General features: G+C 70.0%; 10 protein-coding genes. 8 read left to right on the top strand and 2 right to left on the bottom strand.

The window, feature by feature from the left end; all coding sequences use genetic code 11:
- The first annotated feature begins 73 nt into the window (after positions 1-73).
- From ACIRB1_RS15145 to ACIRB1_RS15115, 7 genes are all read left to right on the top strand, one after another.
- Positions 74-706, top strand: a complete 633-nt coding sequence (locus ACIRB1_RS15145) for a TetR/AcrR family transcriptional regulator (RefSeq protein ID WP_403465835.1) — start codon at positions 74-76, stop codon at positions 704-706.
- A 779-nt stretch (positions 707-1,485) separates the two neighbouring features.
- Positions 1,486-2,520 (top strand): amidohydrolase family protein, encoded by a 1,035-nt coding sequence (locus ACIRB1_RS15140; protein ID WP_403465834.1) that lies wholly within the window; start codon positions 1,486-1,488, stop codon positions 2,518-2,520.
- A 185-nt stretch (positions 2,521-2,705) separates the two neighbouring features.
- Entirely contained in the window at positions 2,706-3,662 is a 957-nt protein-coding gene (locus tag ACIRB1_RS15135; RefSeq protein WP_403465833.1) for a fumarylacetoacetate hydrolase family protein, read from the top strand.
- Entirely contained in the window at positions 3,662-5,578 is a 1,917-nt protein-coding gene (locus ACIRB1_RS15130; RefSeq protein WP_403465832.1) for an acyl-CoA synthetase, read from the top strand. The genes ACIRB1_RS15135 and ACIRB1_RS15130 overlap by 1 nt, the downstream gene beginning before the upstream one ends.
- 23 nt (positions 5,579-5,601) lie before the next feature.
- Positions 5,602-6,738, top strand: coding sequence for a VOC family protein (locus ACIRB1_RS15125; protein ID WP_403465831.1), 1,137 nt, complete (start codon positions 5,602-5,604; stop codon positions 6,736-6,738).
- A complete protein-coding gene (locus ACIRB1_RS15120; protein ID WP_403465830.1) occupies positions 6,735-8,576 on the top strand; it encodes a bifunctional 3-(3-hydroxy-phenyl)propionate/3-hydroxycinnamic acid hydroxylase in 1,842 nt (613 codons plus the stop codon). The genes ACIRB1_RS15125 and ACIRB1_RS15120 overlap by 4 nt, the downstream gene beginning before the upstream one ends.
- A gap of 273 nt (positions 8,577-8,849) precedes the next feature.
- A complete protein-coding gene (locus ACIRB1_RS15115; RefSeq protein ID WP_403465829.1) occupies positions 8,850-9,299 on the top strand; it encodes a spore-associated protein in 450 nt (149 codons plus the stop codon).
- Positions 9,300-9,536: 237 nt separating this feature from the next.
- Here the strand turns inward: ACIRB1_RS15115 and ACIRB1_RS15110 are convergent, their stop codons facing one another.
- Together ACIRB1_RS15110 and ACIRB1_RS15105 are read right to left on the bottom strand one after the other, a co-directional pair.
- Positions 9,537-10,658, bottom strand: coding sequence for an acyl-CoA desaturase (locus ACIRB1_RS15110; protein WP_352181681.1), 1,122 nt, complete (start codon positions 10,656-10,658; stop codon positions 9,537-9,539).
- A 7-nt stretch (positions 10,659-10,665) separates the two neighbouring features.
- Positions 10,666-11,721 (bottom strand): ferredoxin reductase, encoded by a 1,056-nt coding sequence (locus ACIRB1_RS15105; protein ID WP_403465828.1) that lies wholly within the window; start codon positions 11,719-11,721, stop codon positions 10,666-10,668.
- Positions 11,722-11,808: 87 nt separating this feature from the next.
- Between ACIRB1_RS15105 and ACIRB1_RS15100 the strand changes: the two genes are divergently transcribed.
- On the top strand, positions 11,809-12,948 hold the full coding sequence (locus ACIRB1_RS15100; RefSeq protein ID WP_403465827.1) for a PucR family transcriptional regulator: 1,140 nt from the start codon (positions 11,809-11,811) through the stop codon (positions 12,946-12,948).
- Positions 12,949-12,972 lie beyond the last annotated feature (24 nt).

Below are 12,972 nucleotides of genomic sequence, written 5' to 3'. Positions count from 1 at the left end.
GTCACCTCTGAAATGTCCATCATGGCAAACGACTGATGGCCTCATCAGTTCTGTTGCCGACTAGAATTGGGACATGCAGCCCTCCAGCACTCAGCCCGCGAACCGCTTCGAGCGCCGGAGGGCCAAGACCCGTCAGGCACTCATCGGCGCTGCCCGTCAGATCATGGCCGAGCAGGGCGGCACCGATGTGAGCATCCAGGCGATCGCCGACCGGGCAGATGTCGGCTTCGGGACCTTCTACAATCACTTCGAGACCAAGGACGCCCTCTTCGACGCGGCAGTCGCCGACGCCCTGGAGGAGTACGGACAACTGCTCGACGCCGCCACGGCCGAGATCGAGGACGCCGCCGAGACCTTTGCCGCCAGCGTCCGCCTCACGCTGCAACTTGCCGCCAGCCACCCGGAGATCACCGGGATTCTCCGTTTCCGCGGACTCCAGCATGTCCACAGCGGGACCGGCCTTGGCCCGCGCGCCCTGCGTGACCTGGAGATCGGTAAGGCGTCCGGGCGCTTCGGCATCAAGGATGCCCAAGTCGCTCTCGGGGCCGTGGGCGGAATCGTGCTGGCTCTCGTCCAGTTGGGAGCCACCGGGGACCTCGACGCCTCGGCGGGAGAGGAGGCGGCCGAGCTGGTCCTGCGCATGCTCGGCCTGCCTCCCGAGGAAGCGCACGAGATCTCCGTAAGGCCGCTGCCCGCGCTGGGGTGACCGGCGCGCTCCGGGTTCGTATGGCGCGCGCCCAGCGGAGTGCGGCCCCTCTCGCAGTTGCCCCCGTTCACCCGCCGCCTCGGCCGCAAGGCTGTGCTGCCCGCCGGTCTCCTGTTCCTCGCCGGCGGCATGCTCTGGCTGATCGCCCTGATCGCCGAAAGCGGCTACTGAGCCTTGTTCATTGCCCTCCAGATCGCGGGCCTGCCTCGGTATCGGCCTGATCGGCTCCATCGGCACCGGCTCGATCGTCGACTCGCTCGGACCCGACCGCCAGGACGGGTGGCGTGCGCGACGCCTTAATGGGCGTCGTCTCCGCGATCCTCGCCCCGGCCGCCCTCGCCTGCCCGATCTTCGCCCCGGGGCGCACCGAGCGTCGGAGGCGAGGCTGCTTGGGCACCACCGGGCGATACCCCATCCACCGAAGACCCTGATCCACCGAAGGCCCTCCCGCACGGACCGCCTCCGGTCCCTGGCAGCTGTTGTCACCTCCGGCAGAGACGAGGGAAAGACGGGATGACAGCGCCCGGACCGCGGGCAGCGGGTCCCTTCCCGGCCTGTTAGCTCGGCCCCGCGCCATTGACCACCCGTATGGCTCCCCGCCGTCCAGCCCGCACGGCCGGTCGCACCACAAGGTCGCAGGAGTGATGGCGCGCCGGCCGGAGGGGCCCGAACTTTGGAGCGAAACGAGGCCACCCCTTCTTGACTGATCGTCCACGCGTAATTGACGATTTCATCACCCAGGTGACGGGAGATGACCTGTCACCGGCGAGGAGGGCTCCATGACCCACAACAGTGCCACCGCCAACACCGCCAACACCGCCAACACTGCCGATACCGTGAACGCCCCCGCCCACACCCCACCGCTGCACGGCGCCATCGACGTGCACGCCCACTTCTTCACCGCCCGGCTGCGCGCGGCGATGCGGGACGCGGGCATCACCCGGCCGGACGGGATGCCCGCCATCCCGGACTGGGACCCGAAGTCGGCGCTGCGGCACATGGATGAGGTCGGGATCGAGACCGCGATGCTGTCCGTGTCCTCACCCGGGATCGACTTCGGCACCCCGGACGCCGTCCGCGAACTGGCCCGCAACGTCAACGACGAAGGTGCTGAACTGGTCCGCGCCCATCCGGGACGCTTCGGTCTGATGGCATCCCTTCCGCTGCCGGACCTCCCCGCCTCCCTCACCGAAGCCGAGCGCGCCCTCGACGAGCTGGGCGCCGACGGCATCGCCCTGCATACGCACTATCAGGGCCACTACCTGGGCGACCCTCTCTACGAACCCCTGATGGAACTCCTCGACGACCGCCGCGCCGTGGTGTTCCTCCATCCGACCTCGCCCCAGTGCTGGAAGGACACCAGCCTCGGCTACCCCCGCCCCATGATCGAGTTTCCCTTCGACACCACCCGGGCCGCGGCCCACCTGATCCTCTCCGGCACCCTGCGACGTCACCCCCACATCTCCTTCGTCATCCCGCACGCCGGCGCCGCCCTGCCTGTCCTGGCCGACCGCATCGCCGTGTTCGCCCTGATGCGGGAAGACGGCCCGCCGGTCGACGTCATGGCGGACCTCGCCACGCTCCACTTCGACCTCGCCGGCTTCAGTCTGCCCAGGGCCCTGCCCGCCCTGCTCAACCTCACCGACGCCCGGCACCTGCTCTACGGCAGCGACTTCCCCTTCACGCCCGACTGGGCCGTCGAAGGCCTCGCGCACCCGCTCGTCGACGCCGTGGACCCGGCTGTGCGCGCCGATCTGCTGCACGGCAACGCGCGGCGCCTCTTCCCTCGGCTGAGCGAACCCCGCGGCGCGTAGCCGTCCGGCCTGATGTCGGTCGGGCCGCGCCTGTCGGAAACATGCTGTTGACAGATTAGACGCTCAAGAGTGATGCTTTTATCAGTTAAGGCGTGCAGCGGTAGCTCCCGCAAGGACGCGACCCCTTATCGCACATCGTGCGCCGGGTTCCTCACGCCTCCCGCAACTCCGAGCAGGAGAATCCCATGAGCACAGCCGTAGTCCGTACGCGTGAGGGCTGGTGGGTTCAGCGCGCCGACGGCCGGGTCCACCCGGTCGGCACCGACGCTGCCACCACCGCCGAGCTCCTCGCCGACCGGTCGGCCGTAGAAGAGGCCGAACGGTCCGACGACGGCTGGGAAGACCTCGGAGCGCGTGAGCTGCTGTCTCCGGTGACCACGCCCTGTCGCGTCGTCGCCCAGATGGTCAACTACCGCTCCCACGCCATCGATTCCGGATTCGACCCCGACCTCGTGCCCACGACCTTCTTCCGCAAGGCCTCCGGATCCGTGTCGGGCCCGGCCGAGGAGATCATCCGCCCCCGACACGTCCGCCTGCTCGACTACGAAGTCGAACTCGGTCTCGTCTTCGGCGCCCCGCTGCCCCTCGACACCGACGTCACCACCGCCACCCTCGGCCGCTACGTCGCAGCCCTGGTCGTAGCCAACGACATCAGCGCCCGCGACGTGCAGCTGCCCAAGACCCAGTTCTACGAGAGCAAGTCCTACCCGACCTTCACCCCGCTCGGCCCGCGACTGCTGCTCGTCGACGGGCACGATCTCGCCTCGCTGGAACGGTTGCGTCTGGTGTGTGCGGTCAATGGCGAGATCCGCCAGGACAGCAGCACAGCGGAAATGATCACCAAGCCGGACCGGGCTCTGACCGCACTCGCCCGCTTCCAGACCATGGCCCCTGGAGACGTCCTCCTGACCGGTACCCCTGGCGGTACCGCTCTGCGTTCACCGGGCAAGGCACTGGAGCTGCTCGGATCGCTGCTGCCGCCCGACAGGAAGTGGAAGACGTTCTTCGCCCGGCAGGCGAAGAACCCCGCCTACCTCAAGCCCGGGGACCTGGTGACCGCGTCCATCAGCACCCCCGACGGTTCCCTCGATCTCGGCACCCAGCAGACCCCGGTCCGTGCCGCCGCAGCGAAGGCCCTGTGATGACGACCTCATCCCCTCCCGCCCTGTGGCCCGCCTACGACACTCCCGACTCCCTGGCCGCGATCGAAGCTGTGCCGCTGACCGCACGGAACCTGCCTGCCTCGACCTACGCCGTCCTGGACCGGGCCGCCGGGCTGTGGCCCGACCGGCCCGCCGTCACTTTCCTGCCCCGGGCAGAGGACTGGGAAGAAGGCCACACCCGCACCTTCGCCGAACTGCGGACGGAAGTGCACCGTCTCGTCCACCTCTTCCGGTCCCACGGCATCGGCTGCCGTGAATCGGTGGGCCTGCTGTCCCCGAACACCGCACTCCTTCCCACCGCGCTGCTGGCCGCCCAGACCGCCGCGATCGCCTCACCGGTCAACCCGCACCTCCCGGCCGATCACATCACCCGACTCCTGCGCCTGGGCCGCGCCAGGATTCTCATCGCCGCCGGACCCGAACTCGATCCCGGGACCTGGCGCACAGCGCTGGCCGTGGCAGCCGAACTCCGGCTCACCGCCCTCTACGCACTCCGGCCCACCGGAGCCACAGGCACCGGACCCACCCTCGAAGCCCTGGGCGGAACGACCGTCGGCTACCTCGACGCCGCCATGGCAACCAGCCCGGACGAACGACCCCCCACCGAGCCGCACACCTACGACCTCGCCGCCCTGTTCCACACCGGCGGCACCACGGGAGCTCCCAAGCTCGCCGCCCACACACAGGGCAACGAGGTCGTCGACGCCTGGAGCATCGCCGCGAACTCGCTCCTCGACGAACAGTCCGTGATCCTCGCCGGGCTACCGCTCTTCCACGTCAACGCCCTCGTCGTCACCCTGCTCGCCCCCCTGCTGCGCGGACAGCACGTGGTGTGGGCAGGCCCGCTCGGCTACCGGGAACCCGCCCTCTACAGCCACATCTGGCGCATCGTCGAGCACTACCGCGTCTCCGCGATGTCCGCCGTGCCCACCGTCTACTCCGTCCTGGCCCAGGTGCCCGTGGACGCCGACATCAGCTCCCTGCGGTTCGCCGTCGTCGGCGCCTCGGCGCTGCCCCCGACCGTCCGCACCGCCTTCACCCAGCACACCGGCGTCGAAATCTGCGAAGGCTACGGTCTGACCGAAGCCACCTGCGCGACGGCCCGAAGCTTCACCGGCAGCGGCCACCGGCCCGGATCCGTGGGGCAGCGAATGCCCTACCAGCAGGTCAAGACCGCGCTGATCGACTCCAAGAACAACTGGCTTGACCTGCCGCCCGGAACCCCCGGCGTCCTCCTGATCAAGGGGCCGACCGTGTTCGCCGGCTACGTCACCGGCCATGGCACCGACGGCCCGCACCTGGACAGTGAGGAGACAGTCCGCGACGGCTGGCTCAACACCGGAGACCTCGCACGCGTCGACAGGGACGGCTTCATCCACCTCATCGGCCGCGCCAAGGACCTCATCATTCGCGGCGGCCACAACATCGACCCCGCCACCATCGAAGACGCGCTGCTCCAGCACCCCCACGTCACCGGAGCCAGCGCCGTGGGCCGCCCTGATCCCCACGCCGGCGAAGTACCCATCGCGTATGTCACCCTCAGCCCCGACGCACCCGAAGCACTGAGCCGCCCCGGCCCTCTCATCGAGCACGCACGCACTCACCTCCAGGAGAGCGCGGCCGTACCCAAGGACGTCATCGTTCTCGACAGCCTTCCGGTCACCGCCGTCGGCAAACCCACCAAGGTGCCCCTGCGCATCCGCACGCTGCGGCAGACCGTTCTCCAGGAACTCGCCGCAGCAGGCCTCCCGTCGGACCCGAAGGACGTCGACTGCCGCTTCGACGATGCACGCCTGACCGTCACCCTTTCCCGGCCCGCAGCCGACGAAGCCGCGGACCGCATCACCGCCGCCCTCGGCCAGTACACCTTCGCCTGGTCCTTCACCGAAGCCTGAGCACCAGACCTGGAGGCCCGCCCATGACTCCCACCACCCCCACCGCGTCAGACCCGCATCAGGGACTGCACAGCGAAGACGGGGCGCGCCGCGACGAACACCCCGGGCGCGACCGGCAGCCCGTCATCAAAGTCGCCGACATCGCCTGGCTGGAGTTCGTCAAACCCGACCTGGAGCGCGCGGAGACCTTCGCCCGCGACTTCGGCTTCACCGTCGCCGCCCGCACCCCCGACGCCCTGTACCTGCGCGGCACCCTGGCAGGACCGCACTGCCTCGTCATCCGCAAAGGCCCGGCCTCCCGCTTCCTGGGCCCGGCCTTCCTCGCCGCCGACCGCACCGACCTCGACCGGCTGGCCACGGCCACCGGCCGACACGTCCACGCATCGGCCGAGTACGGAGGAGGCCACCACGTGGACCTCCTCGACCCCTCCGGCTTTCCGGTGCGCGTCGTCCACGGCGTCACCGAGCACCCCGCCCTGCCCGGCCAGCAGCCACTTCCGCTGAACACCGGCGCGAACCCCGTCCGCCTCAACGCGGCCCAGCGCCCGCCGCACGAGCCGGCCCGCGTCGAGCGGCTGGGCCATGTCGTCCTCTCCACGCGCGTCTTCGGCCGTGCCCTGGACTGGTACCTCCAGCACCTCGGTCTCATCGTCAGCGACTTCCTCTATCTCGACGGCCAGCGCCACCGCGGCCCGACCATGGCCTTCATCCGCTGCGACCGCGGCAGCCGGCCCGCCGACCACCACACCCTGGCCATGCATCTGGGCCCCGACACCGGCTACGTCCACGCCGCCTACCAGGTCGCCGACCTCGACGCCCTCGCCGCCGGCGGCGAGTACCTCGCGGAGCGCGGCTACCGGCGCTCCTGGGGCATCGGCCGTCACATCCAGGGGAGCCAGATCTTCGACTACTGGCGTGACCCCGACCGCTTCCTCGTCGAGCACTTCACCGACGGCGACCTGTTCGACAACACCCTCGAACCCGGATGGGCCGCCATGTCCGCCTCCGGACTCGCCCAGTGGGGGCCTCCCGCCACCCGGGACTTCCTCGGCGCCACCCCTTCCCCGGCCCTGCTGCGTACCGTGCTGGGCGCCCTGCGCGAGGACAACGAACTCGACCCGGCCCGGCTCACCGCCCTGATGAAAGCCATGAAGTCATGACCTACGACCCCGGTCACACCCCTCCGGCGTCGCCCCCGGCCCTGCCAGGCGACAGCGATGAGACACCCGTCGCCGTACTCGGAGCAGGACCCGTCGGCCTGGTCGCGGCTCTCCTGCTCGCCCGGTACGGGGTGGCGTGCCAGGTCTTCGAACGTCACCCCGCCCCCTACCCGCTGCCCCGCGCCGTCCACGTGGACGACGAAGTCATGCGCATCCTTCAGGCTGTCGGAGCAGCCGACACCTTCGCCGCACACAGCCGCCCCTGCCTCGGCATGCAGCTCGTCGACGCCCGGCACCGCGTCCTGGCCCGGTTCCTGCGCGACGCGCCTGTGGGGGCCCACGGCTTTCCCCAGGCCAACATGTTCGACCAGCCCGAACTCGAACACATCCTGCGCGACCTCCTCAAGCGGGAACCCCTGGTGAGCCTGCACGGCGAAACCGAGATCCTCGGCCTCGCCCTTGCGCCTCCCGGCTCCGGTCTGCCGACGTCCGTCCGCGTGCAGGACATCACCACCGGCGCCGAACGCACCGTGCTCGCCGCCGCCGTGCTGGGGTGTGACGGCGCCGCGAGCCCGACCCGCCAGGCCATCGGCTCCCGCCACGTCATGCTGGGCCTGCCCCAGCACTGGTTCGTCGTCGACGTCCGCTGTCCCGTCCCGCTCCCGGCCTGGGAGGGTGTCCACCAGGTCTGCGATCCGGACCGCCCCGCCACCTACATGCGCATAGGCGAGGACCGCTACCGCTGGGAATTCCGCCTCACCGAGCCGGACGCCGAGGAAGCGATGACCGACCGCTCCCGCGTCCTGCACCTTCTGTCGCCATGGACAGGGTCGATCCCCGAAGAACATCTCGAGGTGGTCCGCCTCGCTCGGTACACCTTCCGCGCGCAAGTAGCCGACAGCTGGCGGCAGGACCGCGTCTTCCTCCTCGGGGACGCCGCCCACCTCACCCCTCCCTTCATCGGCCAGGGCCTCGGCGCAGGCCTGCGCGACGCGAACAACCTCACCTGGAAGCTCGCACGCGTCCTCACCGGGCAGAGTTCCGAATCTCTCCTCGACACCTACCAAAGTGAGCGCCGCCCCCACGCGATCCATCTGGTGCGAACCGCCGTCCGTATCGGCCGCGCGATGACCAGCGCGCATCCCGTGGCACGGGTCTCACGCCGCGTGGGACTCGCCGTCGGCCGGCACACCGGGCTGCTCACGCAGGCTGCCCTGGCCACGCTCAGCCCCGCCCTGCGCGGAGGAGCCCTCACCGGCCCGGGCCGCAGCCTCGCCCGACTGCCCGGCCAGGGGCCCCGCCCCGGCGAACTCGTCCCCCAGCCTCCGGTGCGCACCCTCGACAACCTGCCCGTGCGCCTCGATGACCTTCTGGGAAACAGCTTCGCCCTTCTCACCTGCCGCACCCCGACCCCGACCGAAAGGCGCCTGGCGCAAGCGCTGGCCGCCCGGATCGTCACGGTGCTGCCCCCTGGCGGCGAACCCGTCGGAGTCCAGTCCGCGGACGAGACCTTCACCGTCGACTCAACGGGAGCCCTCTCCGCGTGGCTGCGCGGCGGCATGGCCCTGCTCCGCCCCGACCGGGTGGTGCTGGCCGCACATCACGGCTCCGACGACTCTCTGGTGGAGTCGGCCCACGCGTGGGCAAAGACCCTCGCTCCCGCAGAGCCACGCGCCGTCCACGACGAAGAGCCCAACCGGGCCCCAGGGCCGCCGACTGCCGACGCACCACGCAGTCTCGACACATCGGGCACCGAGAGGTTGTGGCAGGAACGCGCCGATGTCCGTGCGGTGTCGTACCGTACGGGCGCCAACACGGCGTCGGGGCCTCGCGCCTGAGCGACGGCAGGTCACCCGGGCCGCCGGCCGGTCTTCTGGTCTCCCGATGTCCTGGGGCGAGAGGTAGGACAGCGCGCGGCGGCGCGGTGCGCGCGCGGGGGCCGGGCGCCGCCGCATCCTCCCTATCCGTCGAGGTCAGGGACATTCGGCCATGGTTCCGGCGCGCCCGGTCAAAGGGGGCCGGATCGTGCCGGTGCGGCACCACAACCCCGTAGGACCAACACGTGTCTGACCTGTCAGGAGTACGACCCGTCTAAGTCATAAGGGGGAAAAGTGAGATTCGTTCATTCTGTTCTCGCCGGTGCCACGATGACGGCCCTGGCGGTCGGCGCAACGACCGTTGCGACCGGCTCCGCCTCCGCGGCGCCGAACACCACCGCGCAGAAGGTCTGTGGTAGCTCCTACAAGACCGTCAATTCCGCGCCCGTCGGCACGCAGGGCACCGTCTACCTGACCTACAACGCCGCCAACGGCAAGAACTGCATCGCGACCATCCGCACCAACCCCGGCGTTGCCCGCGACATGGGCGCGTGGATCTACGTCTCCGACACCGAGGAGTACGCGCAGGACGAGGGCGCGTACACGTCGTACGCCGGACCGGCATACGTCCAGGGCAAGGGCCACTGCGTCGACTGGGGAGGTCACATCGACAACGTGTTCGTCTACGTGACGGGCTCCAACTGCGCCGCGCTGAAGGAGCACCGGGTCACCACGGTCCGCTGACCCACGCAACGCCGCCGCGGTCCGGCCCACCGTCCCCGCGGGCGGGGGTGGGCCGGATGCCGTCGCCGGACCGGATGTGCGCGGTGAGCTTGGCGGCCCGACAGCACGGTGACCGGCATGGAGGACGCGGTGCCGAGCGAGGCAGCACGCGCGGACGCGGCGCTCGCCACCGCCGAGGCGGGCAGTCCCGCAGGTGTGACGGCGGCCCCTCGCATCCTCATCGGCCGCCACCGGGAATCAGGCTGCGACGAGCTCCCGCTCGTGGTCCGGCGTCTTGAGCTCGGGCTTCTTCTTGTTCGGCAGCGAGAGCCGGAAGACCTTGTGCCACGCGGAGAGCACCTGCTTGGGCAGCGGCCCGGTGACGTACTCCAGCTCGTACTTCTCGAACAGCGCACGCACCTTCACGGCGACCTCGGCGTACCGGTTGCTCGGGAGGTCGGGGAACAGGTGGTGCTCGATCTGGTGCGACAGGTTGCCGGTCATGAAGTGCATGGCCTTGCTGCCGCTGATGTTCGCCGAGCCCATCATCTGGCGCAGGTACCACTGGCCGCGCGTCTCGCCCTTGATCGACCGGCGCTCGAAGACCTGCACGCCCTCGGGGAAGTGCCCGCACATGATCACCGAGTGGGACCAGATGTTGCGGACCAGGTTCGCGGTGAACGTGGCGGCGAGCGTGGGGAGGAAGGAAGGGCCCGACAGCAGCGGGTGGATCACGTAGTCCTTGAGCACCTGCTTGCGGATCTTGCGACCCACGGCCCTGGCCCGCGCGCGGAACTCCGGGTTCTTGCGGCGGCGCTTCTGGAGGTTCTTGCCGAGCTCCAGGTCGTACGCCGCGATGCCGTACTCGAAGAAGCAGGCGTTGATGAAGTTCCACAGCGGCTGGCCGAGGTAGATCGGGTGCCACTTCTGGTCCTCGTCGACGCGCATGATGCCGTAGCCGAGGTCGTTGTCCTTGCCGATCACGTTGGTGTACGTGTGGTGCAGCTCGTTGTGCGAGTGCTTCCACTGGTCGGCCGGCGAGACGTGATCCCATTCCCAGGTGGTGGAGTGGATCTTCGGGTCGCGCATCCAGTCCCACTGGCCGTGCAGGATGTTGTGGCCGATCTCCATGTTGTCCATGATCTTCGCCACGGAGAGGCCGGCGGTGCCGAGCAGCCACGCGGGCGGGAAGAGCGAGAACAGCAGCACGCCCCTGCTGGCCAGCTCCAGTTTGCGCTGCGCCGAGATGACCTTGCGGATGTAGGCGGCGTCCTTCTCGCCGCGGCCGGCGATCACGTCGTCGCGGATCGCGTCCAGCTCGCGGCCGAGCTCCTCGATCTGTTCCGCGGTCAGGTGGGCGGTGGGGTCTATGGCGGTCAAGGTGCTCCTACCGTTCGATGTCGCAAGGGCCCGCCGCGGCGGACACACAGGTCTGGATGAGGACACCCGGCTCGGCCTCGGTGATCTCGCCGGTGCGCAGGTCGCGGACGGCGCCCGCCCTGAGCGGGGTGACGCAGCCGAAGCAGATGCCCATGCGGCACCCGGAGGGCATGAGCACACCGGCCTCCTCGCCGACGTCCAGCAACGGTGTGGCGCCGTCCGCGTCGACGGTCCTGCCGGTGGTGCTGAACGTGACCTCGCCGCCGTCGCCGCCGACGACGATGGTGGGGCGGAAGCGTTCGGTGTGCAGGCGCTCCGGGACGCCGTGCTCGCTCCAGTGCTTCTCGGCGGCGTCGAGCAGGCCCGTCGGCCCGCAGGCCCAGGTCTCACGCTCGGCCCAGTCGGGCACCAGCTCGTCGAGACGGGCGATGTCGAGCACGCCGTCCGTATCGGTGTGCACCTCGGTCAGACGCAGCTTCTCGTCCCCGACCAGGTTGTGCAGATCGCCGCGGAAGATCACGTCCTGCGGCCGCGGCGCGGAGTGGACCATGGCGACGTCGTCGAACTCGGTGTCGCGCAGCATGCCCATCACGGGCGTGATCCCACTGCCGGCCGTCAGATAGAGCACCTTGGCGGGCCTAGCCTGCGGCAGTACGAAGTCACCGGTCGCCTGGTCGAGCTGGATCAGCGTGCCCGGTGTCGCCCTGCGGACCAGGTGGGTGCTGACCTTGCCGTCCGGGATCGCCTTCACGGTGATGGTGAAGCGGCCGTCCTGACGGCCGGTCGGCGAGGTGATGGAGTAGGCACGCCACAGGCGCACCCCGTCGACGTCGACCCCGATCCGCACGTACTGACCGGCGGTATGGCCGCGCCAGCCTCGGCCCGGCCTGATCACGATGGTCGCGGCGTCATCCGTCTCCGGGTGCACGGCCTCGATGCGCCCCCGCAGGTCGGCGCCCGCTCGCAGCGGGCTGACCAGGTCGAGGTAGTCGGACGGCAGCAGCGGCGTCGTGACCATCTCCAGCAGTTTCCACGCCCTGCTGCGAAGGGCTGCACTCGTCATGGCTCCAGCTTGCTGTGCCTCTGGGCGTAAAGTCCTGACCGCAGGATGTGAATCTGATCGGCTGAATTGTTCGCAGGGAACAAAAACGTGAGTCACGCAATACAGAGGGCCGGAGAATTGGCCCTGGATGAGACGACGGTCACCGCGCTTCGGGCCGTGCTGAAGACCACCGCCGACGAGGTCGTCCAGGCGATCATCGACGAGGTCCCGTCCTACGCGGGCGCCCTTTCGGGCCGCATGGGCGGCACCATCCGCCGAGCCGTCCGCACCGCCCTGGGACATTACCTGGACCTCGCGAGCGGCCACGCGACAGGCGGCGACGGCGGTGACGCGGCCTACGAACTGGGTCGCGGCGAGGTGCGCGACGGCCGTTCGATGGACGCTCTGCTCAGCGCCTACCGAGTCGGCGCCCGTGTGGCCTGGCGATGCCTGGCAGCGGGTGCCGTACCCGCCGGTCTGCCCGCCGCCGAGGTCGCCAAGTTCGCCGAACTGACCTTCGCCTACATCGACGAGCTCTCCGCCGCGAGCGCCGCAGGCCACGCAGACGAACTGGCCGCCCGGGGCAGGGCCCACGAACGCCACCTGGAACAACTGGCCCGCGACCTCCTCGCCGGCGCGAGCCCGGACGTGCTGCTGGCCTCCGTCCAGCGCGCCGGGTGGCAGGCCCCGGTGTCGCTGACCGCCGTCCTGCTGCCCGCCGCTCAGGCCCGGCCTGCCTACCGCACCCTCGACCAGAGCACCCTCGTCCTGGACGACCTGCCGGACGCCACCGGTGTGCTGCTCGTCCCCGATGCCGACCGACCCCATCTCGTACGGCAGTTGAACGATCGCGCCGCCGTGATCGGACCGCCCCGTCCATGGACTCGCGCGTCCGCCTCCTACGCGCGTGCGGTTCGCGCACGCTCCCTCTCCTCCGACATCCGCGACACCGAGGACCATCTGCCCGAACTGGTGCTGAGCGCCGACCCGGACGCGTTCGCGGATCTGCGTGCCCGTGCCCTGGCACCGCTGCGGACCGTGCCTGTCGCGACCGCGCGCCGACTGGAGGAGACCTTGCGGGCGTGGCTGCTGCACCAGGGCCGCAGGGATGAGGTGGCGGCGGCGTTGTTCGTCCACCCCCAGACGGTCCGGTACCGGATGACGCAGTTGCGGGAGCTGTTCCCGGATCTCGCATCGCCGCACCGGGTCCTCGAACTGACCCTGGCCGTCGGCCTTCGGAGCGGCTGACGCGTACGAGGTTCCTTCCGCTCC

The sequence above is a fragment of the Streptomyces sp. NPDC096013 genome (assembly GCF_044763565.1).
Classification (GTDB): domain Bacteria; phylum Actinomycetota; class Actinomycetes; order Streptomycetales; family Streptomycetaceae; genus Streptomyces.
Note: the sequence above shows the minus strand (reverse complement) of the source record. Positions and strands in the feature narration are given on the sequence as shown.

What these genes read in the sequence shown, in the direction of transcription:
- ACIRB1_RS15145 (WP_403465835.1), top strand. Translation starts at nt 74, where the DNA reads ATGCAGCCCTCCAGCACTCAGCCCGCGAACCGCTTCGAGCGCCGGAGG.
- ACIRB1_RS15140 (WP_403465834.1), top strand. Translation starts at nt 1,486, where the DNA reads ATGACCCACAACAGTGCCACCGCCAACACCGCCAACACCGCCAACACT.
- ACIRB1_RS15135 (WP_403465833.1), top strand. Translation starts at nt 2,706, where the DNA reads ATGAGCACAGCCGTAGTCCGTACGCGTGAGGGCTGGTGGGTTCAGCGC.
- ACIRB1_RS15130 (WP_403465832.1), top strand. Translation starts at nt 3,662, where the DNA reads ATGACGACCTCATCCCCTCCCGCCCTGTGGCCCGCCTACGACACTCCC.
- ACIRB1_RS15125 (WP_403465831.1), top strand. Translation starts at nt 5,602, where the DNA reads ATGACTCCCACCACCCCCACCGCGTCAGACCCGCATCAGGGACTGCAC.
- ACIRB1_RS15120 (WP_403465830.1), top strand. Translation starts at nt 6,735, where the DNA reads ATGACCTACGACCCCGGTCACACCCCTCCGGCGTCGCCCCCGGCCCTG.
- ACIRB1_RS15105 (WP_403465828.1), bottom strand. Translation starts at nt 11,721, where the DNA reads ATGACGAGTGCAGCCCTTCGCAGCAGGGCGTGGAAACTGCTGGAGATG.